We start from the raw sequence: 21,920 nt of genomic DNA, 5'->3' as shown, positions 1-21,920 counted from the left end.
ATATTTTTTTGTTGCGGGTGGCGATAAATGTACCGATTCTGCGCTTGACGCGTGTCAATTATGATGAAAATTTTTTGCCAAATAACGCTGAATGAGAGACCCGGCTGGGTTTGTAATTCAATATTCTGATGTCTCTTTTCAGCCTTGAACGCTGCAGGGAGCCTCAAGGGGAGATCCAACATGACGATCAATCGCGCTGGCTGGCCGCTTGAACTCGATCGCCGCGATCTCTTCGGGCTCGGGGCCGGAGCGCTGGCTACCATCAGCGGCTTCGGCGCCCAGGCGCAAGTCGCAGGCAAGCCAAATCCGCCTCCTCCGGCTAAGCCAAAAGGCGTTGTTGTCGTCGGCCTTTCCCAGGAGCCGGTTGCGTTCAATCCGTTGATGCCCGGCGTCGAGGTCGACGAGGTCGTCTGGACCAGCGTCTTCAACTCGCTCTGGGTCGCGGAGCCCGATGGTAGCTTGAAGCCCGACCTTGCGGTCGAGGTTCCAAGCGAGGCCAATGGCGGCATTGCCGAGGGCGGCCTCGCCTGGACCGTCAAGCTACGCAACGACGTAAAGTGGCATGATGGCACGCCGTTTACGGCCGAGGACGTCAAATACTCCCTGGAGTTGATCAACACGCCCGGTTTCAAGGCGCGCACGCGCGTCGGCCACGCCTTCGTCAAGGATATCGTGGTCAAGGGCCCTCACGAGATCACCTGGCGGATGGAGAAGGCCTACGCGCCCTATCTGGCGATGCTCGCCAACACCCACATCGTTCCGAAGCATATTCTGGGGAAGGCGGGGGACCCGAACACGGCGCCGTTCAACAATGCACCCGTCGGAACAGGTCCCTTCCGCTGGGGCACGCGTCAGCCCGGCGACAACATCACGCTCGTCGCCAATGAGGGCTACCACGGCGACGGGCCTTATCTTGAGAAGGCCGTCCTGAAATACGTGCCCGATATGACGGCGCTCTATGCTCAGTTCCGGACCGGGCAAGTCGATCTCGTGATCATCTCGGGCATCCCCGCCAACTTCTACCAGGAAGCCATCAAGCTTCCCGGGCGCAAGGTCGCGGTCGCTCCGAGCGGTAATCTTGAGATCATCATGCCCAACCTCGGCAACAAGGTTTTTGCCGAGAAGGCTGTCCGGCATGCGCTCTACGCGGCGATGGACAAGCAGGCCATCATCGACGCGATCTACTATGGCGTCCCGAAGCCGACCGAGTCGTTTGCGCCGCGGGAATCATGGGCCTTCAATCCCAGCCTTCCCACGCAGAAGCGAGACCTCGACAGAGCAAACAAGCTCCTCGACGAGGCCGGCTGGAAGCGCTCGGGATCCGGTACGCGCACGAAAAACGGGGTACCGCTCGAATTCGCCGTCTCGACGACAACGGGCAACCAGCTGCGCGAGCAGTGCCAGCAACTGATGCAGCAGGACTGGCAGCAGATCGGCGCCAAGATGACGATCAACAACATGCCGGCCGCAGTGATCTGGGGCGAGTTCTATGTGCGCTCCAAATTCGAGTCCCTGCTGGTTGGAACCACCTTCCGAACGGGCGTCGATCCCGATCCGGCCTCGCGCTTCGCCTCGGATGCCATTCCGGTGAAGGGTGGCAGCGGCGGCAACTACATGCAGTGGGAGAACGCGGAGGCCGACGCCCTGATGAAACAGGGCCAGGAAACCTTCGACCAGGAAAAGCGCAAGGCGATCTATTCCAAGCTGCAGGAGATCGTCCGCGAGGAGCTCCCGATCCTCCCCATCTTCCAGTACGCGCCGATCGAAGGCGTCAAGGAAGGGCTTGTCGGTTATCGCCCCAATATCAACCAGCGCCAGAACGCCTGGAACATGGGCAGCTGGTACTGGGCCAAGTGAAACGGGCCGCGTGAACCCATGACCACGACCGGGAGAGTTGTGTCATGATCGGCTTTCTCATCCGCCGCTTGGGCCAATCGCTGTTGCTGCTGCTCATCGTCTCGATGATCGGCTTTGCGATCCTGCATCTGGCACCAGGCGGTCCGCTGTCGCAATTCGCGGCCGGCGGCGAGATGGTCCAGGCCGACCTCGACCGCATCGCCGAGCAGCTCGGCCTGAACCGCCCGCTGCCGGTGCAGTATGTCGAATGGCTCTGGCGCATGTTGAGCGGTGACTGGGGGCGCTCCTACCGCGACCAGCAACCCGTCCTCCACGTCATCGCTTCCCATCTGGGAGCGACGCTCGAACTGATGCTGACTTCGACGCTGCTCGCCATGGTGATTGGCGCTTGGGTCGGCATTCTCGGAGCGATCAAGCGCTATTCCCTGTTCGACGCGCTCGCGACAGTTGGTGCGATGGTCGCGCTTTCGATCCCGACCTTCTGGTTCGGCCTCGTCATCATCTACGTCTTCTCGGTCGAGCTCGGTTGGCTTCCGTCAGGGAACCGGTATACCGTCGGAGACGGCTCCCTTCTGAACCAGATCCATCACCTGATCGGACCATGCCTCGTGCTGGCCCTGGTCTCGACCGCTGTCTGGAGCCGTTACATGCGCTCCTCCATGCTGGACGTCGTCAACCAGGACTACATCCGCACGGCTCGTGCCAAAGGCGTGCCTGAGCGACAGATTCTGCTCCGTCACGCGCTTCGCAATGCACTGCTGCCGATGATCACCGTCACCGGCCTGCATGTGCCGACCTTGCTGTCGGGTGCCCTGGTTACCGAGACGGTCTTCACCTGGCCCGGCATGGGGCGCCTGTTCCTCGATTCGATCGGCTATCGCGACTACCCCGTCGTGATGGGCATCCTGATGTTCACGGCTGTCCTCGTCCTGCTCGGATCCTTGATCGCCGACCTGCTCTACGGGGTTGCCGACCCGCGCATTTCTGGGAGTCGCTGATGAGCGATGCGCCATTCGTGAGCGAGGTCTCGCTCGGACCAGGTCCAGGCTTCTGGAACAGCCCGGGTGCGCGCCGTTTCCGCCGCCACAGGCTCGCCGTTTTCGGCACCGTCACCATCATACTGCTGACGCTGGCCTGCGCCTTCGGGCCGATGCTGCTGCCTTACACGGACACCTTTATCGACATTCGTTCGCGCTTCGCGGTTCCTTTCTCGGGCCCGCATATTCTGGGGACCGACCCGCTTGGTCGCGACATTCTCGCGCGCCTGCTGATGGCCGGTCGCATCTCGCTCGCGGTCGGATTCTGCGCCATGCTCATCGCGATGGGCATCGGTATCGTGGTGGGCATGATCGCCGGCTTCTATGAGGGAGCTGTCGGTGCAGTCCTGATGCGCTTCGTCGATGCGATGCTCTGCTTTCCGTCGATCTTCCTGCTGCTGGCGATCTCTGCGCTGGTCTCGCCTTCGGTGCCATCGATCGTGCTCTTGATCGCCATGACATCCTGGATGGAAGTCGCGCGGGTCGTCGAGGCTCAGATCCGGTCTCTCAAGACACGCGAATTCGCCCAAGCTGCCATCTCCTTCGGCTCCAGCAGCCGGCGCATCATGTTCCGCGAACTTCTGCCCAATGCCGTCGCACCGATCGTCGTCGCGGCGACGCTCAACGTCGCCCATGCGATCCTCGCGGAGAGCTACATCTCCTTCCTCGGCTTCGGGATCCAGCCACCGACACCAAGCTGGGGCAATATGCTTGAGAGCGCCCAGAGCTATCTTACTAGCGCGCCCTGGCTTGCGATCATCCCTGGTGCGGCGATTACCCTAGCCGTTACGTCTTTCAATTTTATCGGCGACGGGCTGCGAGATGCGCTCGATCCTAAGCTTTAAACGCTCGGCCATATTCCCTACGATGAGCCCGTCCATCTCTCGATCGACGTCTTAAATCCGCCGATCGCGCCGGGTAGGGCGACGATCGGCCATGGCGACTTCACCATCTGCGAGCCAGATGTACGCTCCTATTGACCCGCCAGCCATTTTGCCGCTGCGAGGAGATCGTCCACGTCTTCCTGTGTCGTGGCGAAGGAGGTGACGAAGCGAACGATGCCGGGCTCCCAACGGTCGTGATAGAACTGGAAACCTTCGGCCAGCAGCCCCTCTGCGAGGGAGCTCGACATCCGGCAGAACAGGATGTTCGCCTCAGGCTCGCCCCGGACCTCGACTCCTGAGATCGAGGCGAGCCCGACCGCCAACGCCTTGGCCATTGCGTTCGCCTGCCGCGCGTTGCGCAGCCAGAGTTCATCCGCGAGATAGGCCTCGATCTGGGCCGAGAAGAACCGCATTTTCGAGTTCAGCTGGCCGGCGCGCTTGCGCCGGAAAGCCAGCGCCGGAGCAAGCTCCTTGCAGAACAGCACGATCGCGTCGACGCCGAAGGTGCCGTTCTTGGTCGCCCCCAGGGACAGCGCGTCCACACCGCGCTTCCATGTCATCTCGGCCGGCGAGCAGCCGAGGGTGACGAGGGCGTTCGCGAAGCGCGAGCCGTCCATGTGCAGGCCAAGCCCGTTGTCACGGCAGATCGTGCCGATTGCTTCGATCTCGTCCAGCGAATAGACGCTGCCCACCTCCGTCGCCTGGCTGATGCTGACGCAGGACGGCTGCACGGAATGGACATCTCCGATCATGCGGATCGATTGGGTCTTGAGCGCGGCGAGGTCGAGCTTGGCACTCTCGCCGCCGATCTGCACCAGTTTGGCGCCGTCGGTGAAGAATTCCGGGGCGCCGCATTCATCGCGGTTGATGTGGGCCTCCGCATGGCTCAGCACGCTTCCCCAGGGCGGTGTCATCGCCGCGAGGCTGAGAGCGTTCGCGGCTGAGCCGGTAGAAACTAGGAAGACGCTGGCTTCGTGCTCGAAGATCTCTGACACGCGTCGCTCGAGCTGCTGGCTCAGCGCGTCGTTTCCGTAGGGCGCAGCCTGCCCTGCGTTGCAGGCAGCGAGGGCTTCCATGATCTCGGGGGAGACACCGGCGATGTTGTCGCTCGTGAAGCCTCTCGGGAGGACGTCAAAATGATTGTGCTGGTTCTTCATGGTGCAGCCTCGATGGCGGATGACGGGTCGTCATCACCATGGGCCAGGCCGCGGCCGGATTATTGAACGGGATTTTTACGCCGGAACCCGATAGCGCGCGGGCGTCACGCCGAGGACGGAGCGAAAATGGCGCGTCAGGTGCGCCTGGTCGGCGAAACCGACGGCGTAGGCGGCTTCCGCGATTCCGACCCCTTGACGCAGCAAAGCGCGGGCCTCGTCGAGGCGTATCTGGATCAGGTAACGCTGCGGTGGCACGCCGAAATGGGCTTTGAAGCCCGCGATCAGGGTTCCCTTGGGAAGTCCCGCGATCGCGGCCAGGTCGGACAGCCGCATCGCCTGCTCGACATGCGCATGGAGATAGTCGCGTACTCGTTCCAGCGCGGCCGGTGCGCTCTTGACCGCGCGATCCGCACCCGCGCTGCCGATGAACAGGCGCGGCAGGACATCATGAAGCGCTTCCTCGATCTCCAAGGCGGAGGCATCGGCATCGAACAGCTCGAAGAGCTGCCGCAAACCTTGCTCTGCGTGCGGATCATGCTGGAAGGGCAAGCGGAAGCTCAACGTTCCCCGCGGAACCCCGGCGACGTCGCGCATCACCTCCTGCACGAGCTGCTCCGGTAGGTAGACGATCCTCTGGCTCCAGCCGTCGTCGATGCCGGCGCCGCCGAAATGAGGCTCGCCAGGCGCGAAGGTGGCGATGGCGCCGGCATCGGCATGCCACAGCTCGCCTCTGCACCAGACATCGTGCGTGCCCGACTGGATGAGGCCGATCAGGTATTCATCATGGGCGTGGCGCGGGAAGATCTGCTTCCTGTAGGCCGCCAGGAGATAGTCGAAGCCACCCATGACTTCGACCCGCTGGAGAGTGGCCTGGTCGCTCGGCGGTCGTCCGCGCAAAGCTTTCTGTCGATCCGGCATAGCTGACATCGTGCGGGAAACCTGTCGGGTCGCCCATGCGTCCAATCGCAAGCACAGCCATTACCAGAGAGGCGGCGCACTCGAAAGTGCGCATCGCGCAGCCCCGCTTGAGGCGCCGCTGGGGCGTTTTATTTCTCAGCTACTTCAGGACCGTCAGATCATCATCTTCTTGCTTATCTATTCTCTCAAAAGAAATACAAATATCATAGTAATTTCAATAGTTTAATGAAAAAGTCAAGTTGATTTCGGCATTATGCATTCATAGCAGGAATATGTCATCCAGAAAACTGAATTGGCGATGGGCGAGATCGCTGGGTAGCCTCGGCACAGAATGAAAAAATAAACGGGGAATGACATGAGCAACCCATCAAGCGGATCAATTTCGAAACGCTCGCGAACGGTGTCCGCCTTCGCCACTAGTTTGATGGCGACCGCATCGTTGCTCGGTCCGGCCTTCTCGCAAACGCCGGCAAAGCCGGCATCGTTGACCATCAACATGTTCTCGGGCGTGTTCGAAGCCTGTTTCAAAAAATCAGCGGTACCCGCATTCGAAAAGGGAACCGGGATCAGGCTGAATGTCGTCACGACACAGCCCCCGGTTGCCAAGCTCCAAGCGCAAGGCAGTTCTCCCGAGATCGACGTTTTGGTTGCCGGCCAATCGGATATGCGTGCCGCCTATGAGTTGGGCGTCCTTGCCGAGCTCAACGCGTCGCAGCTTCCGAACCTGCCGAATATCTACAAGCCGCTGACCGATATCGGCACCGATGGGGGTAAGCGCTATTCGGTCGTCTTCACCTACAATCCGACCGGTCTGATCTATGACGCTGCGAAGTGGAAGCAGCCACCGGCGTCTTGGTTCGACCTGGCGTCTGCAGATGCGCCGGGCGTCATCAACGTGCGCGTGCCGGACAGCCAGAACACGGTTGCCTGGCTCGCCATCATGGCCAAGGCGTTGAATGGTGCGTGGCCCGAGAAGCTGTCCGAATACGATGCGGTGCTGAATCTCGTGCGCAGGCATCTCAAGCCGAAGCTCGGCGCGGTGCTGCCGACGGCCGGAGCCATGCAATCCTCGTTCGTCGACGATCCGAGGAGTTCCGTCACCGTGGGGCCGCTGAACGTGTCCATCGCGATGGCCGAGAAATACAGGCTGAACATCAAGTGGTCGGCGCCGAAGGAGGGGGCTTATCTGCTCACCACGGAAGCAGCGATAACGAAGACGCGGAACAATTACTGGTCGCACGTCCTCGTCAACACCATGCTGGATTCCGACGTCCAGAAAGCGCTCGCGGAGTGCGGCTACTACAGCCCCACCAATGCCATGACCGCGCTCGGTCCGGACTATGACGGCAAGGTCATCCAGGGCGAGGACAACGTCGCAAAGCTCATGCAGATCCCTTGGGAGAAGATCACCCCGATCGCGTCGGAACTCGGCCAGGCGTTTCTCAGCGCTGTCGAGAATTGAGCGACAGGCGAAACGGTCCTGCGCCTCTCTTGGTGCGAGATCGGCGGGCAGCGAGGGTGAGATGTTTGAGCCACAAGTCGAAGTAAAAGGCATTACTTTCAGATACGAAGCGTCTGTTGGCGGCGGTATCGACAACCTCGACCTGCAAATTGCCAAGGGCGAATTTGTCTCACTGCTGGGCCGAAGCGGCTGCGGCAAGACGACGACCCTGAAGATCGTGGCCGGACTCCTCGGCCCCAGCCGGGGCGAGGTCCGGATCCGCGGAAAGAACGTGACGAAGCTGGGGCCGGAGAGCCGGAATATCTCGATGGTGTTCCAGAACTACGCGCTCTTCCCCCATCTCAATGTCTTCGACAACGTCGCTTTCGGTTTGAAGATGAAGCGGGAGCTGCCGCCAGCGGAACGCGCGACGAAAGTCGAGGCGGCGCTCGACCTCGTCGGGCTCCAGGACTTCAAGCACAAGCACCCCAAGCAATTGAGCGGGGGTCAGCAGCAACGAGTCGGTCTTGCGCGGGCGATCGTGACGGAACCCGACGTCATGTTGCTGGACGAGCCGCTCTCGAACCTCGACGCGCAACTGCGCGAGAGCATGTGCGTGGAGCTGATGAACCTTCAGCGTCGGCTAACGCTTTCGGTGCTGTACGTGACCCATGATCGCGCCGAGGCCCTGTCAATGTCGCACCGCATCGCGGTCATGGATGCCGGGCGCATCGTCCAGATCGATTCCCCCGCGCAACTCTATCGGGCTCCGGAGCACGCCATCACCGCGAAGACGCTGGGAGAGGCCAACATCTGGGAGCTGGCGGCGCTCCCCGAGAATCTCATCGCTGAAATTCGCGCGCAGCAGACGGGCCTGCCCATGGAGCGGGAGACCAGCCTCATGATCCGCCCCGAGGATATCTCGATCGGAGCAGGCTCCGCCGCGCCGGATGGTGCCGTCCGGCTGCAGGCCGAGATAACATCCGTCGTCTATCGAGGCGATCACTACCGGCTCCTGCTGGCCATCCCCGGGCTTAGTCAGCGAGCCCTGTGCACGGCACGGATCGTCGACGACGTGGCGCCTGTCGTGGGTGCCATGACGGAGCTCGCGATCGATCGTCGCAAGATCCGCATGGTGCTCGCAGGTTCAACCGGGGCGCGGCAGTCATGAGGAGCAGGGCAAACCTTCTTGCCGTGCCGACCCTGCCGCTGATTGCAGTATTCTGCGTCAGCATCGCCTGGGTGGCCTTCGTCAGCTTCTCTTCGAGCAGTCCACGCTTGCTCTATTCGCTTCCTCTGACGATCGACAATGTCTCGGCGCTGTTCCGCAAGGCCTTCATCTCGAACTCGATCGTCCGCAGCATATATCTCGGGATCACGTCCACTGCAGTCGCGGTGGCCATGGGCTACATCGTGGCCGGGCACATCTCCCGCCACGAGAAGCGCAAAGACTTGATCGTATCGACGATCTTCGCTGTCTACATGGTCAGCTTCGTCATCAAGATCTACGCCTTGCAGATCATTCTGGCACCAGGTGGGCCGGTCAACAGCGGGCTGGGCGCCATGGGCCTGATTGCCCGCCCGATCATCTTCATGGGCACCGAACTCGCCGTCTTCATCGGCCTCGTCTATGCGTCCCTGCCGATCTCGATCCTGGTCCTGTTGGCGCAGTTCGAGCAGATGCCGGACCATTATGACGACGCGGCGGCATGTTTCGGTGCCAGCAGATGGCAGAGGTTCTGGCATGTCCATCTGCCGCTATCGATGCCCGGGATTTTGACCTGCATCGTCTTTTCCCTTCCAGCGAATATCGCTGCATTCGAAGTGCCGATGCTGATGGGGCGCGGCCGGGTCAACATGATCTCGACCCAGATCTATCAGTCCTCGTCCGGCACGGCGGGCGCGGACTGGCCGATGGCGGCGACGCTCTCGATCCTGCTGCTTCTCATCAGCGGAAGCATCATCCTGGCCATCCAATCCTGGTTGGCGCGGCGCCAGGTCGTCTAGGAGGCTTGCCATGACGAAAATCGCCGGCCGGATCATCACCTATCTTGTCCTTGTGTTCATTTGCCTGCCGCTGGTCCTGCTGCTTCTGGCCTCGGTCAACGACAATAGCGTTCCATATCCGGTCACGGGGCTCAGCCTGCGCTGGTTCAATGAGGCTTTGTCCCGACCCGACTATTTGACAGCGGCGTTGCGCTCGATGTCGATCAGCCTGACCGTCACGCTCATTGCCGGCATCCTGGCCATCCTGCTCGCGGTCGCTGTCATCAGGGGTAGGGGAGGCTGGCTGAAGGCGACGAATTTCCTCGCCATTTCGCCCATCTTCGTTCCGACCAGCGTCCTCGCGTTCGCCATGCTCGTGATGGCGTCCGCCATGGGGCTGATCGGCTCGGTCACCATCCTGTTCATTGCCTATCTGGTGGTGGCGTTCCCGCTGATGTATCGCGCGCTGGTCGGGGCGCTCCAGCACGTCAACACGGATGTCGAGGATGCTGCGCGGGTCTTCGGCATGTCGCGTTTCAGGGCGTTTGTGGCAACCACCTTGCGCGCGATCAGCCGAGGAGCGGTCGTCGCAGCGGTGATGTCGGTCGTTGCCGTCTTCAACGACGCCGTGATCGGAACCTTCCTGGGCAGCGTCAACAACCAGACCTTCGCCATGAAGCTATTCGCCTACATGGCCAATGAATACGACTCACTCGCCGCGGCCTATGGCGTACTCATGCTTCTGATCGCCATTCCCTTCATCATCGTCGTGAACCGCATCATGGGCGTCCAGAAATTCAAAGCAATGTAGGCGCCCGCTTACTTCACCAATTCTTCATCACCAAAAGGAGGAAGCCATGCCATCTGGTAATGGAATAATGTTTCATGTCCCTAGATATGATTTTTCTGTCAAAGCCCGATGGCTCGAACGGAATGCGCGCCTGGTCGCGACCATCCGCTCGGCGCTGCCCACGCGCTGTCTCTACTCGCATGTGGTGGTGTCCGGGCAGACCATCGGCGCGGTGACACGCATTCGGTATGACGGCCCCGGCGTCATGGTTCCGCGCGTGTTCGGCTCGGTGTTCTTCTACCAGCCGAGCCAGAAGATAAACCTCTGCTACGGCGAGATCACCGAAAGCGCCACGGTCAATCAGTTTGCCGAGGTGGTCCCGGAAGATCTGGAGATCTTACGAGACCTGGGCAGCCGGGTCTGGGGCGACACTGTGGCCAATCCGGTGCGGCACAACGTCGAAGTTGAGATACGGGAGTGGTGAGCATGAAACAGGTGCAGGTAGCCGACTGGCGCGACGTCGTCGCCGAAATCGAGAATAACATCGACCGGATCTGGCTCGAGGAGCCCCCGGAACTGCGAAAGGTCCTAGCCGGTGTGATGGACAGCGGGGCGGGGTCGGGCAAGCAGGTGTTCAGCGTACTAGTTCACCTCGAGGCCTATCTGATGATCGTCAGCCAGGACATCATCTTCAGATTCCAGAAGTCGTCGCTTCACGAGAACATCCAGCTCGAGCAGATGGTCACCATCACGCGCGAGTTCCTGTTCGGCACCTTCCATCTCTTCGAGTTCATGGAGGACCTCGGCCTGACGGGCATGCACGAGCTCGGCGAGAAGTACAACAAGGCGCTCGACCTCGTGGAGACGAAGGAAGAGTATCGAGAACTCACGGGTTCGATGCACACTTACATCATCAAGCTCCACCAGTGGATCCATCTGATGTTCCCTTGGAAGCTGGGTGTCGTTTTCCCGCATCGTTCGGCGGGCGAGGTGAAAAGTCTCGCTGGGATCGTTTAACCAGCCACGCATTCCATCGCGCGCGCGGCGGCACTGGCGCTTCGCCACGACATCTCCGTCAGGGACCGCTTTCCGGTCGAAGCCGGTTTGGCTGTCCCTGGCAGCTCGCTATGCCGAGCCATCCGCCTCCATGATGTGGCTGAGCGCTAGGGATTGCAGGTAGGTGGCTGCTGTCGCCTTGGCCGCATCGACGAACTCGGCGATACGCGCGGCGTTGTTCATCGTCGAGCTGAAGATGATCTTGTAGTCCCAAAATATTGGAGGGCTGAAGGGGCGGATTTCGAGCTTCGTGCTCGCGCCGATCAGGGCGAAGGGATGGACAACGGAAATGCCCATGCCGCGCCCGACGAGTTCCACCAGAGTTGGCGTCGTCGTGACGATCGCCTTCGGGTAGAGTTTGATGCCGCTGTCCCTAAGGAGCCCGTCGATATCCGATTGCAATGGGCTGTCGCTCTCAAACGCAACATAGTCGTGCTCCGCCAGGTCCTGGGGCTCGACCTGTGTTCTGGATGACAAGGGATGTCCGGCCGGCATGATGCAGACCATCGGACTTTTTGCGATATTGATCCCCGAGCCATAGATGTGGTCGCCGATGATCGCCACGTCGAGGCGCCCGGACGTGATCCAGTTCTTCAGGATCGCCGAGTCCTTTACGGCGATATAGATGGCAAGCTCCGTCTTGTCCGCGTTCATATGTTCGAGGACGTCGCTGACGAAGCGGGAATTCAGGACGGGCGGGAGCCCGATTTTGAGGCGGCTTTTGGCGTTTCTCGAGAACGACTCGAGCAGACGGTCGATGCTATTGGCTTGATCGAAGAGGACATGCACTTCTTCGAACACCGAAATAGCCGCGGGCGTCGGAATGATGCCGCGTCCCTCGCGTGCAAAAAGCTTCGCGCCGATCGTGGCTTCGAGCGCCTGGATATGCTTGCTGACGGATGGTTGAGACAAGTTGAGTAGCCGCGCGGCTGCCGTCATAGAGCCAGTTTTCATGACGGCCTGGAAGACTTCGATCTGATACCACTTCATGAAGTTCATTTCGGAGTTTCCGTGACATTCGTAGATGACCATTCCGTCGCTTGAATGTTCTCTCTTGCTTGGCTGGTACTAGAGCGACAGCTGGGCTCGTATCGCTCGCCAGTTCCGAGACATTCTCACCGCGGGGCTTCCGCGATAGGAAAACGTGATTCATCAGCGTAGGGAATAGCCAAGGCTGGATTCTGGTCAGTCGAGCGCCCGAGTTTTTGCACCATGGCTCTGGAGGCTCTAACCACTCGGTTACAAGCGATAGTGTCCGGCGCTCCTGGTCAAACAGGTCAAATTGCGGACACTCGGGGTTGAGCCACAGCAACACAGATTCGACCGTGGTCCCGCTTATGCCGATGACAAAACTGCGTCGTCTCAGTTCGCCGGCCGCAGGCGGAGCAGCGTGATTTCGTTCCGCGTGCCGACGCGCAGCGGTGACATGAAGGTTCCGATGCCGGGTGAGACGACAAGCTGCATTGCGCCGATGCGATAGAGTCCGCTGCTATAAGGATAGACCAGCCGGTTCGCGAGCAGAGTCGCCGGGAAAATCTGACCGCCGCCATGCGTATGGCCGGCGATGAACAGGTCGACGCCGGCTTGATCGGCATATTGGGTGCCGACCGGACTGTGGTGGATGAGGATCGACGGGCGCGACGGATCGAGGCCGAGCTTAGGCAACGTGCTCTCGATCGTCGCCTTGCCCGGCGAGGGATGAAGGTTGAACGCCTTGTCGTCGGCGTTCATGTAGTCGAGGCCTGCGATCTGCAGACCGTCCACCGACACGACCTCGTTGCGAAGGACTCGGACGCCCTGCTTCTGGGCGATTGCGATCAGCCTCTTCTGGTCAATGTAGGTGTCGTGGTTGCCCGTCGCGAAATAGACGGGAGCCTTCAACCGGGCGAGTGGCGCGAAATTCTCGTCCTTCAGGATCGCATTGCTGTCGGCGAGGTCGCCCGGCATCACGACGATATCAGGGGCGATGGCGTTGGTCGCCGCGACGACGCGTTCAAGATAGGTCTTGCCCCGATGTCCGCCAAGATGGACGTCGGCCAGCACGGCGACTTCGACCGGGCGGGCGAGCTTCGGCACCGCGACGTCGATGATCCTCGTCTCGAACCGATAGGCGTTCCAGACGCCATAGCCGGTGGTCGATGCCGCCAGCAGCAGGACCGCGACGCCGGCCGCCCGCGTTGGGATCCGAAGGAGCGGGCGGAGCAGCTCGAACACGAGTAGCCAGATGAAGACATAAAAGAGCAGACCCAGCAGCACGCCGGAGACGAGATAGGCTCGGTCGAGGAGCACGGAATCCTGGGACGCAGTGAACTGGCTGGTCGTCAATGCTGCAAGGATGATCGCGCCCGCGAGGAGGGAGAGGTGGCGCCGCCGAATTCCAAAGAACGAGCCGAGTCTCGTACCGACATAGGCGACGAGCCCGGCCACGCCGAGGGCAGCAAGGAGGGGAACGAGAATGGCAGCGATCATGGCGATTTCACTCGGCGAGGAAGGGCGCAGGAAGGATGCGCCCGGCTTCGATCGCCGGACGCTCGGTTCCCCACTTGCGATAAGTCAGTCGGACGGAGCTGATTGACTATTCAGACGGGAGATCGGGTAGTGGTCCCTGGGCCGCAAAATCCGTCCATGTACTTACGGCCCGCCACCGCTCGGTGGCGGCATGTCGCGCTGCGTCGGCTCCAAGTGCGACCTGGAATGCGTCCGAGCCGAGGAGGATGTGGGGCGGCAGATGACCGGCTTCGGCTACGCCGATGACGACTTGCGCGATCTTTGCAGGATCACTTGGTTCATTGCCCCAATAGGCCTGAAGTTGCCGAACCGTTTCCCCGATCGAGGCATCATAATCCGGCAACATGGGCGGCACGTTTCCAAACGCCCGCTTGCCCCAATTCGTACGCATGCCGCCCGGTTCGATTGCGGTCACTTTGACGCCGAACGGTGCGGCCTCGAGAGCGACCGTCTCGGTAAAGCCACCCACCGCCCATTTGGACGCGACGTAAGCCGCGTTGCCCGCCAAGGCGGAGCGCCCGCCGACGGATGAAATCTGGATGATGTGACCGCTCTTTCGTTGGCGCATTCCGGGGAGGGCGGCGCGCGTGAGGTTCACGACGCCAAAGAAATTGGTTTCCACCACCCGGCGAAAATCGCCCGATGACACCTCTTCGAAGGGCCGCGTTTCACCAAACCCCGCATTGTTGACGAGCACATCGAGGCGTCCGAAAGCCGATATGGCAACGTCTACGGCGGCGACAGCCTCCCGCTCATCGGTCACATCGAGACGGGAAGGCCTGACGCGAGGACCATAGGAAGCAACCAGGTCATCCAACTGGCTCACGTCGCGCGCAGTCGCGACGACATGATGGCCCGCTTCCAGCGCTTTGGTTGCAATTGCCCGTCCCAAGCCCGAGCCGCTGCCTGTGATCAGCCATACCTTAGACATATCGTTCTCCTTCTGGACTATGACTGACTAGACAGTCATTTAAGATTCAAATTTCAGGCCAGCGTTCTCCACAAGGCATCGAAGCCAGCCTGTGAGGCTTCGTCCGCCATCGCAGGATTTGCGATCATGAAATCCATCGTCGTGCCGGCCATTCCTTCGACCAGCTCGACGACATAGCCGCGCGGCGCGGCGCGCAATATTCCGCGTTTAGCTACCTGATCGATCAGGTCGAGTATCGGCCCGGCTGATAGCGTGGCTGCCCGGCGGCTCGCATCGGTAATCGTATCGGAGACATGCAGCTGCGCCAGGACCTTACGTTTTCCGGGATTTGCGACACCCCAGCGCGTACGGGCCCGCCAGAAGCACTTCAATTTCGACTTCTCGTCCTGGTCGCCGGGGATAGCGGCCAAAACGGTTTCGATGAGGTCCTCCTTCCATTCGGAATAGATGGCGTTGAACAGATCTGTTTTCGTCCCGAAATAGGTGAAGAGAGAGCCGTTCGAGATGCCTGCCTGTTTCGCGATGTCGGCGGTGGATGTGCCCAGACCTCGTTCTGCGATCAGCGCGGTCGCCGCCATGATGATGGTATGCCTGCGATCGTCACTAAGAGGTCGAGCCATGCTGTTTCGCTTGCGTTCGCATTTTCATGTTGCTTATTAAATGACTGTCTAGTCGCTCATTGTCAAGCGCCTTTTCGCCGACCGGAGGATGGTGAGCCGTCGCTGCATCGAACGGCATCAGCCGCTCGCGTCGGTCGACGCGACCTCAATCTGATCGACTTCGATCATCGCGTTATCGTCGGTGTCGACGCCGGGACCCCAGAGGGCAGGCCGAGATCGTCTCAGCCCGCACCATGATTCACAGAAGCACCAAGTGCGTCTCGCGCACGTGCAGGCTCGCCCCGCTGGCGTCGGATGATGGAGGGAAACTGACGACCTCGGCTTATGCTGCGTCGGGCCGGTCGCCACCGCAGATGACGGAGCGCGTCGACAGCAAGCGCTCGATCTCCCCTTCGGCCAAGCGCAGTTCCCGTAGCACTTCGCAGCTGTGCTCTCCGAGGCTCGGCGCGGGCAGTGTCGGCCGCGGCTGGCTGACGCTCCAGCGCGAGGGAACGCGCATAGTGCGGACCGGCCCTTCAGTCGGATGCTCCGACACCGGAAAGAACCCGGCTTCGGACAGATGCGGATCGTCCAGCAAGGTGGCGAGAGTGTGCATCCGGGCATGGGGAATATCCGCCGCGGCGAGGGCCTTTTCCCAGACAGCCGTCGTCCGGCCGGCGAAGACTTCCGCCACGCTCTTCATGATCTCGGCTGCGTGTCGTGTGCGGCTGGCATGGTTGGCGAAGCGGGCGTCCGCGAGCCATCCCGCACGCCCCGCGATCTCGATGAAGCGCTGCCAGTGGCGATCGGTGTAGATGACGACGCAGAGGAAGCCGTCCGCTGTCCGGAAGGGGCGGCGCTCGGGGGCGAGCAGGCGGGAATAGCCGCCTTCGTCCAGTTGCGGCTCGTAGCTCAGCCCGCCGAGATGGTCGCCGAGCACGAAGCTCGCCATCGTTTCGAACATCGGCACGTCGACACGTTGGCCCTGGCCCGTCCTGTCGCGGTGACGCAGCGCCGCGAGGATCGCGGTCAGCGCATGCAGCCCGACCACGCGGTCGGCGATGTTGATCGGCACATAGCGCGGCGTGCCGTCGCCGGCCTCAGCGATGAGGGACGGCACGGCGCAAAGGCCCTGGACGAGATCGTCATAGGCGGGCCTTGCCGCATAGGGGCCGTCCTGGCCGAAGCCGAAGGTGCCGACATAGATGATGTCGGGCCGCGCCTTCGCCACGTCGTCATAGCCGAGCCCGAGCCGCTCCATCGCCTGCGGCCGCAGATTGTAGACCAGCACGTCGGCGGTCTGCGCGAGCTTGAGCGCGATATCCCGCCCGGCGGGCTTCTTCAGGTCGACGGCGATGCTGCGCTTGGAGCGGTTGGCGTGCATGAACATGCCACCCATAGCGCCGCTGCGGCTTGGTCCGACCTGCCGGATGAGATCGCCCTCCGGCGACTCCAGCTTGATTACATCGGCGCCCATGTCGCCCATGATCGAGGTGGCGTAGGGTCCCATGAGCACGGAGGTCATGTCGAGGACCCGGACGCCGGCGAGCGGCCCCGTCATCGCGGCAGCTCCGCATCATCAGGCGGTTCGTAGGCGCGCACGGGCAGCGCCTGTCTGTCGAAACGCTCGCACTGCACTGTTGTGACTTGGCCGCAGCTGCCTTGCGCCAGACGCGAGGTGCCAAGGTCGCGGGTCAGGACATTGGGATTGCCGTGGACGCAGAGCGGATGATCCGCACCGTCCTCTAAGGGATCATACCAGGCGCCGGTGGAGAGGTTGAGCACGCCGGGCATCACACCGTCGCTAAGATGGGCCGCAGCGAGGCAGGCGCCGCGAGCATTGAACAGGCGCACCAGATCGCCGTCGGCAATGCCGCGCGCGGCGGCTTCCAGCGGATTGAGGCGCACGACCTCGCGGCCGAGATGCTTGGCCGACTGGCTGTAGGCGCCGAAATCCAGCTGGCTGTGCAATCGCGTCGCCGGCTGGTTGGCGATCAGTGTGAGCGGTGCGGCCTCGTCAGGCTGTTCGGTCGCCGGCAGCCAGCTCGGATGTCCGGGGCAATCGTCATAGTCGAAGCCTGCGATGGTCGCGGAGGTGATCTCGATGCGCCCGCTCGGTGTCGGTAGGGCGTTGCGTTCCGGGTCGTCGCGAAAGGCGCGCAGCAGGCCGCCATCGTCCGGAGCGGAGGGGAGGGCGATCTCGCCGCGTTCCCAGAACTCGGTGAAGGATGGCGCCGGCCAGCCCATTTCTGCCAACGCCTGACGGGTGGGCTCGTAGAGGTGCTCCAACCAATCGCGGGCGGAGCGTTCCTCGGTGAAGGCGGTCTCGCAGCCCAGCCGGGCCGCGAGTTCGCGGAAGATCTCGAAATCGTCGCGGGCCTCGCCAACGGGTTCGGCCACACGCTTCATCGCGATCAGGCGCGGGTCGGTGGCGGCGGCACCGATATCGTCGCGCTCCAGCGACATCGTCGCCGGCAGCACGATATCGGCGAAGCGCGCCATCGGCGTCCAGGCGCTCTCATGGCAAACGATGGTGTCGACCTGCGAGAAGGCCTGCCGCAGCCGGTTCAGGTCCTGATGGTGGTGAAACGGGTTGCCGCCGGCCCAGTAGACCAGCCGGATATCGGGATAGCTCAGCCTCTGGCCATTGTATTCGAAGGGCGTGCCCGGTCCGAGCAGCATGTCGGCGATGCGGGCGACCGGGATGAAATCGCTCACGCCGTTCGTGCCTTGCGCCATGGTCGGGATCGGCACGGCGTTCACCCGCCTCCCGGTATGGCCCATCGCGCCGAGCGCGTAATTGTAGCCGCCGCCGGGCAGGCCGATCTGGCCGACCATCGCCGCCAGCACCGCCGCCATCCACACAGGCTGCTCGCCATATTGGGCGCGCTGGAGCGCATGGGCGATCGTGATCAGGCTGCGGCCGGCGACGAGCCTGTGGGCGATTTCGTGGATCGCCGCCGCATCGATGCCGCTGATCGCAGCAGCCCAATCGGCATGTTTCGCGATGCCGTCGGAGCGGCCGAGCAGATACTCCGCAAAGGGGTCGAAGCCGACGCAATAGCGATGGAGGAAGGCGCGGTCGTGCAGGTTCTCGACAAGGAGCGTGTGGGCGATGCCGAGCATCAGCGCCACGTCCGTGCCGGGGCGGATCGGTAGCCAGAGCGGCCGGGCTTCGTCCGGCATGTCGTCGCGCAGGGGGCTGACCGACCAGAAGGCGCAGCCGCGGGCGGCGGCTCGGGCCATGGCGTCGGGCTCGACATGGCGTGTGATGCCGCCACTGGCAATCATCGAGTTCTTCAGCGGCATGCCGCCGAAGGCGAGCACGAAGTCGGTGTGCCCGGTAATCTGCTCCCAGGTGACGTTGCGCCGTGACAGGTTCTCGAACGGTCCGAGCACATGCGGCAGTATCACCGAGGAGGCGCCGGCGCTGTAGCTGTTGACCGAGCGGACATAGCCGCCGCAGGCGACATTGAAGAAGCGGTGGATCTGGCTCTGAGCATGGTGGAAACGCCCGGCGCTCGCCCAGCCATAGGAGCCGCCATAGATCGCTTGCGGACCATGGTCGTGCCGGACGCGGCGGATCTCAGCAGCGAGCCGGTCGAGCACCTCGTCCCAGCCGACCGCGACGAGATCGTCGCGGAAATCGCGCCGCCGCGGCCCAGGCCCGTTCTCCAGCCAGCCGCGCCGGACCATCGGCCGGCGGATTCGCGCCTTGTGGCGCAGCACGTCGGTGAAGTTGCCAAGGATCGGCGAAGGCGCCGGATCGTCCGGATGCGGCGTGACGACGAGCCGGTCGCCGTCGCGCTCCGCGAAGAAGCTGCCCCAATGGGCTGCGTGGGGGATGCCGCGCGACGGCACAACCGGATCATCCATGCGTAGCTCGCAAAGAAGAGGGCCGACGCCTCGCGGACACCGGTCGACATGTGTCGGCGATATTGCTGGCGCCTATCACATCAGTCCAATATGCGCATTCACGGATTTCAAGAACTACGACTTCTCAGGAGATCGCCATGGCGCCCGGCCGCCGTCCCAGCAGCGCGATGCTCGAACTGCGCCATCTGCGCTATTTCCTGGCCACCGCCGAGGAGCTGAACTATGGCCGGGCCGCCGAGAAGCTGCATATCGCCCAGCCGGGCCTGAGCCAGCAGATCAAGAACCTTGAGGAGATCGTCGGCACGCCGCTGTTCGACCGGACGCGCCGTGCGGTGAAGCTGACGCTCGCCGGTGAGCTGTTGGCCGAAGAGGCGCGCAAGGCCCTGCAGCAAACCGAGACCGCACTGCTCGTCGCCCGCCGCGCCGGGCGCGGCGAGGTCGGGCGCATCGCCATCGGCTATGTCAGCTCGGCCGCCTATAGCGGAGCGCTGACGACAATGGTCGGGCAGTTCCGCCAGGCCTATCCGGAGGTTGAGCTCGACATTTCCGAGATGGAGATGATGCAGCAGCTCGGCCAGCTCGATCAGGGCAAGCTCGATATCGGCTTCATCCGCCCGCCCGTGCCGCTGCCACTCGGCATCATCTCGACGCCGATCCTGTTCGAGGAGATCATGCTGGCCCTGCCGGAGAGCCATCCGTTCGCTGGGCAGGAGCGCGTGCCGCTCTCGGCGCTCAACGGCGACATCTTCATCATGCCGCGCCACCCTGCCGGAGTCAGCTTCCACGAGCACACGACGGCGGCCTGCCGCGCTGCCGGCTTCTTCCCGCGGCTTGGCCCGCAGGGGCGCGACTTCGTCACCATCGCCAGCATGGTCGCCGTCGGTCTCGGCGTCGCACTGGTGCCGCAGTCGCTCAGAAGCATCCAGGTTCCCGGGCTGCGCTATCGGGCCATCGCGGGCGAACCGGTGCTGGCGGAGCTCGCCGTCGCCTATCGCCGCAACGAGCCCTCGCCGGTGGCGCGCGCCTTCGCCGCTCATGCACGGCGCGCCCAGGCTACGGCGAAATCTGATCAATAATTCCAACTTATCGAAAATGCACCGACCGCGTATTGGACTGATCTGATTTTCCGCGCCGATAATCGCTGATCATCGAGATCGGATTGACGGCGATGGATTGGCGCGACCGGGCGGGAAGCCCGTTCATCTGCGAGAAGACGGCGGTCACCGCGCATCGCGGCATGGCCGTGACCAATCATCCGCTCGCTTCGGCGGCGGCCGTCGAGATGCTGGCGGCCGGCGGCAATGCGATCGATGCAGCAGTCTCGGCGCTGTTCACGCTGACTGTCGTCGAGCCGATGATGGTCGGCATTCTCGGTGGCGGTGCGGCGCTGATCCGGCTCGCGGATGGCCGGGAGATCGTGCTCGACGGCCTGTCGACGGCGCCGGCTGCGGCGCGGCCCGACAGTTTCGAGCCGCTCTCCGACGAATGGCCTGACTATATGGAGGCCAAGGGCCGCGCCAACCGCGTCGGGCCCAAGGCGATCGCCGTGCCGGGGACGCTGAAGGCGTGGTGCGAGGCCGCCGAGCGCTTCGGCCGGTTGCCGCTGGCCGACCTGATCGAGCCGGCGATCCGCCATGCCGAGCGCGGCTTCCGGCTCTCGCCCTATCTCGCGACCTGCATCGCGGAGATTGCGCCCGACCTCGCGCTGGATCCAGCCATCGCCGCCGTCTTCCTGCCTGGCGGACAACCGCTCGCCGCCGGCGACCTGCTGGTCCAGCGAGACTATGCCGGGACGCTGCGGCAGATCGCGGCTGAAGGGCCGAAGGCCGTCTACGGCGGCGAGCTCGGCAAGAGGATCGCGAGCCATCTGGAAAGTGTCGGATCCTTCCTGCGCTTTGGCGATCTTGAGTCCTACAAGACCATCGAGCGCGAACCCGTGCGCGGGACTTATCGCGGCGTCGAGATCGTCGGACCACCGCCGCCCTGTTCCGGCGGCGTCCAGACCCTGCAGATTCTCAATCTGCTTGAGGCTTGGGACATCGGAGAGCTCGGCTTCGGCACGCCCGAGACGCTGCATCTGGTGCTCGAGGCGCTGAAGATTGCCGCCGCCGACCGGCGTGCGGTCACGGCCGATCCCGATTTCATCAAGGTGCCGACGGCCCGGCTGATCTCCAGGGACTACGCCGCGCTGCGCAGGCCCGAGATCGAGCGCGACCGCGCCGGCAGCTTCGAGGCCCGCATCCTCTCCAACGAGTCGGCCAACACCACCCATGTCACGATCGCCGATGGTGACGGCAACATCGTCACCTCGACGCAGACGATCAACAGCCTGTTCGGCGCACGGATCATGATCCCCGGCACCGGGATCATCCCCAACAACTACATGTATCTGTTCGATCCGCATCCGGGGAAGGCGCTCTCGCTTCAGCCCGGCAAGCGCATCACCAGCGGCATTACGGCGCTGATCGGCAAGCGCGACGGGCGTCCGATCTTCGCGCTCGGCCTGCCCGGTGCCCACCGCATCCCGGCCTCGGCGATGCAGGCCGTTCTCAACCTCGTCGACCACGGCATGAGTCCGCAGGAAGCGGCGGAAGCGCCGCGCGTCTTCACCTGGGGCCAGGAGGCGGAGATCGAACGCGGCGTACCTGAGCCGGTGCGCCAGGCGCTCGCCAGCCTCGGTCATCGGGTCGCGCCGGTCGATCATGTCGCCGGCGGCATGGGGATCATCGGCTTTGAGGCCGACGGCACGATGACGGGCGCGGCCTGCTGGCGGGCGGACGGCGTGCCGATGGGCATGGGCGGCGGCGCTGCGCGCGCGGGCACCTCCTTCTGGCCCGATCCGCGCCGGGGCCGGAGCTACTGAACACGCAGACGCAGTCG

Annotated in this window: 20 protein-coding genes; 11 read left to right on the top strand and 9 right to left on the bottom strand. The window is 62.9% G+C overall.

Annotated features, from left to right (window positions below):
• Positions 1 to 180 precede the first annotated feature (180 nt).
• Genes AC07O0_RS09705 through AC07O0_RS09695 form a run of 3 tightly spaced genes read left to right on the top strand, consistent with a single transcriptional unit; the run spans position 181 to position 3,739 of the window.
• Complete coding sequence (locus tag AC07O0_RS09705; protein WP_494622327.1) at positions 181 to 1,857, top strand: peptide ABC transporter substrate-binding protein; 1,677 nt, start codon at positions 181 to 183, stop codon at positions 1,855 to 1,857.
• Positions 1,858 to 1,901: 44 nt separating this feature from the next.
• Positions 1,902 to 2,855 carry an ABC transporter permease gene (locus AC07O0_RS09700; RefSeq protein ID WP_494622325.1) on the top strand — a complete coding sequence of 318 codons (954 nt, stop codon included), beginning with the start codon at positions 1,902 to 1,904 and terminating at the stop codon, positions 2,853 to 2,855.
• Entirely contained in the window at positions 2,855 to 3,739 is an 885-nt protein-coding gene (locus AC07O0_RS09695; protein ID WP_494622323.1) for an ABC transporter permease, read from the top strand. Before AC07O0_RS09700 ends, AC07O0_RS09695 begins: the two co-directional genes overlap by 1 nt.
• A gap of 128 nt (positions 3,740 to 3,867) precedes the next feature.
• Here the strand turns inward: AC07O0_RS09695 and AC07O0_RS09690 are convergent, their stop codons facing one another.
• The 3 genes from AC07O0_RS09690 to AC07O0_RS09680 all read right to left on the bottom strand — a co-directional run bounded on the left by AC07O0_RS09690 (position 3,868) and on the right by AC07O0_RS09680 (position 6,345).
• On the bottom strand, positions 3,868 to 4,935 hold the full coding sequence (locus tag AC07O0_RS09690; protein WP_494622321.1) for a threonine aldolase family protein: 1,068 nt from the start codon (positions 4,933 to 4,935) through the stop codon (positions 3,868 to 3,870).
• Positions 4,936 to 5,010: 75 nt separating this feature from the next.
• A complete protein-coding gene (locus tag AC07O0_RS09685) occupies positions 5,011 to 5,781 on the bottom strand; it encodes a helix-turn-helix domain-containing protein (protein ID WP_494622319.1) in 771 nt (256 codons plus the stop codon).
• Positions 5,782 to 6,087: 306 nt separating this feature from the next.
• A complete protein-coding gene (locus AC07O0_RS09680) occupies positions 6,088 to 6,345 on the bottom strand; it encodes a hypothetical protein (RefSeq protein ID WP_494622316.1) in 258 nt (85 codons plus the stop codon).
• Between AC07O0_RS09680 and AC07O0_RS09675 the strand changes: the two genes are divergently transcribed.
• The 6 genes from AC07O0_RS09675 (at position 6,338) to AC07O0_RS09650 (ending at position 11,087) form a co-directional block, all read left to right on the top strand.
• On the top strand, positions 6,338 to 7,315 hold the full coding sequence (locus tag AC07O0_RS09675) for an ABC transporter substrate-binding protein (protein WP_494622314.1): 978 nt from the start codon (positions 6,338 to 6,340) through the stop codon (positions 7,313 to 7,315). The genes AC07O0_RS09680 and AC07O0_RS09675 overlap by 8 nt on opposite strands.
• A gap of 61 nt (positions 7,316 to 7,376) precedes the next feature.
• Positions 7,377 to 8,465 (top strand): ABC transporter ATP-binding protein, encoded by a 1,089-nt coding sequence (locus tag AC07O0_RS09670; protein WP_494622312.1) that lies wholly within the window; start codon positions 7,377 to 7,379, stop codon positions 8,463 to 8,465.
• Positions 8,462 to 9,301: an ABC transporter permease gene (locus AC07O0_RS09665; RefSeq protein ID WP_494622310.1), complete on the top strand. Its 840-nt coding sequence runs from the start codon at positions 8,462 to 8,464 to the stop codon at positions 9,299 to 9,301. The genes AC07O0_RS09670 and AC07O0_RS09665 overlap by 4 nt, the downstream gene beginning before the upstream one ends.
• 10 nt (positions 9,302 to 9,311) lie before the next feature.
• On the top strand, positions 9,312 to 10,091 hold the full coding sequence (locus AC07O0_RS09660) for an ABC transporter permease (RefSeq protein ID WP_494622308.1): 780 nt from the start codon (positions 9,312 to 9,314) through the stop codon (positions 10,089 to 10,091).
• A gap of 46 nt (positions 10,092 to 10,137) precedes the next feature.
• Complete coding sequence (locus AC07O0_RS09655; protein WP_494622306.1) at positions 10,138 to 10,554, top strand: hypothetical protein; 417 nt, start codon at positions 10,138 to 10,140, stop codon at positions 10,552 to 10,554.
• A gap of 2 nt (positions 10,555 to 10,556) precedes the next feature.
• On the top strand, positions 10,557 to 11,087 hold the full coding sequence (locus AC07O0_RS09650; RefSeq protein WP_494622304.1) for a cucumopine synthase-related protein: 531 nt from the start codon (positions 10,557 to 10,559) through the stop codon (positions 11,085 to 11,087).
• 108 nt (positions 11,088 to 11,195) lie between these two features.
• Here AC07O0_RS09650 and AC07O0_RS09645 read toward each other — a convergent pair whose 3' ends face one another.
• The 6 genes from AC07O0_RS09645 to AC07O0_RS09620 all read right to left on the bottom strand — a co-directional run bounded on the left by AC07O0_RS09645 (position 11,196) and on the right by AC07O0_RS09620 (position 19,040).
• The gene (locus AC07O0_RS09645; protein ID WP_494622302.1) at positions 11,196 to 12,125 is read right to left on the bottom strand and encodes a LysR family transcriptional regulator; all 930 of its coding nucleotides are present in this window, start codon (positions 12,123 to 12,125) and stop codon (positions 11,196 to 11,198) included.
• Between the two features lie 363 nt (positions 12,126 to 12,488).
• Complete coding sequence (locus tag AC07O0_RS09640; protein WP_494622300.1) at positions 12,489 to 13,595, bottom strand: metallophosphoesterase; 1,107 nt, start codon at positions 13,593 to 13,595, stop codon at positions 12,489 to 12,491.
• 106 nt (positions 13,596 to 13,701) lie between these two features.
• On the bottom strand, positions 13,702 to 14,565 hold the full coding sequence (locus AC07O0_RS09635) for an SDR family NAD(P)-dependent oxidoreductase (RefSeq protein WP_494622298.1): 864 nt from the start codon (positions 14,563 to 14,565) through the stop codon (positions 13,702 to 13,704).
• 53 nt (positions 14,566 to 14,618) lie between these two features.
• Positions 14,619 to 15,143, bottom strand: a complete 525-nt coding sequence (locus AC07O0_RS09630; protein WP_494622297.1) for a TetR/AcrR family transcriptional regulator — start codon at positions 15,141 to 15,143, stop codon at positions 14,619 to 14,621.
• 364 nt (positions 15,144 to 15,507) lie between these two features.
• Positions 15,508 to 16,725 carry a CaiB/BaiF CoA transferase family protein gene (locus tag AC07O0_RS09625; RefSeq protein WP_494622296.1) on the bottom strand — a complete coding sequence of 406 codons (1,218 nt, stop codon included), beginning with the start codon at positions 16,723 to 16,725 and terminating at the stop codon, positions 15,508 to 15,510.
• A complete protein-coding gene (locus AC07O0_RS09620) occupies positions 16,722 to 19,040 on the bottom strand; it encodes a molybdopterin guanine dinucleotide-containing S/N-oxide reductase (RefSeq protein ID WP_494622295.1) in 2,319 nt (772 codons plus the stop codon). Before AC07O0_RS09620 ends, AC07O0_RS09625 begins: the two co-directional genes overlap by 4 nt.
• 137 nt (positions 19,041 to 19,177) lie before the next feature.
• On the opposite strand from AC07O0_RS09620, the gene AC07O0_RS09615 reads away from it, so the two are divergent.
• Positions 19,178 to 20,116, top strand: a complete 939-nt coding sequence (locus AC07O0_RS09615) for a LysR substrate-binding domain-containing protein (RefSeq protein ID WP_494622294.1) — start codon at positions 19,178 to 19,180, stop codon at positions 20,114 to 20,116.
• A 92-nt stretch (positions 20,117 to 20,208) separates the two neighbouring features.
• Positions 20,209 to 21,903, top strand: a complete 1,695-nt coding sequence (gene ggt, locus AC07O0_RS09610) for a gamma-glutamyltransferase (protein WP_494622293.1) — start codon at positions 20,209 to 20,211, stop codon at positions 21,901 to 21,903.
• Positions 21,904 to 21,920 lie beyond the last annotated feature (17 nt).

This window comes from Allobosea sp. GW821-FHT10B12, assembly GCF_059415545.1.
Note: the sequence above shows the minus strand (reverse complement) of the source record. Positions and strands in the feature narration are given on the sequence as shown.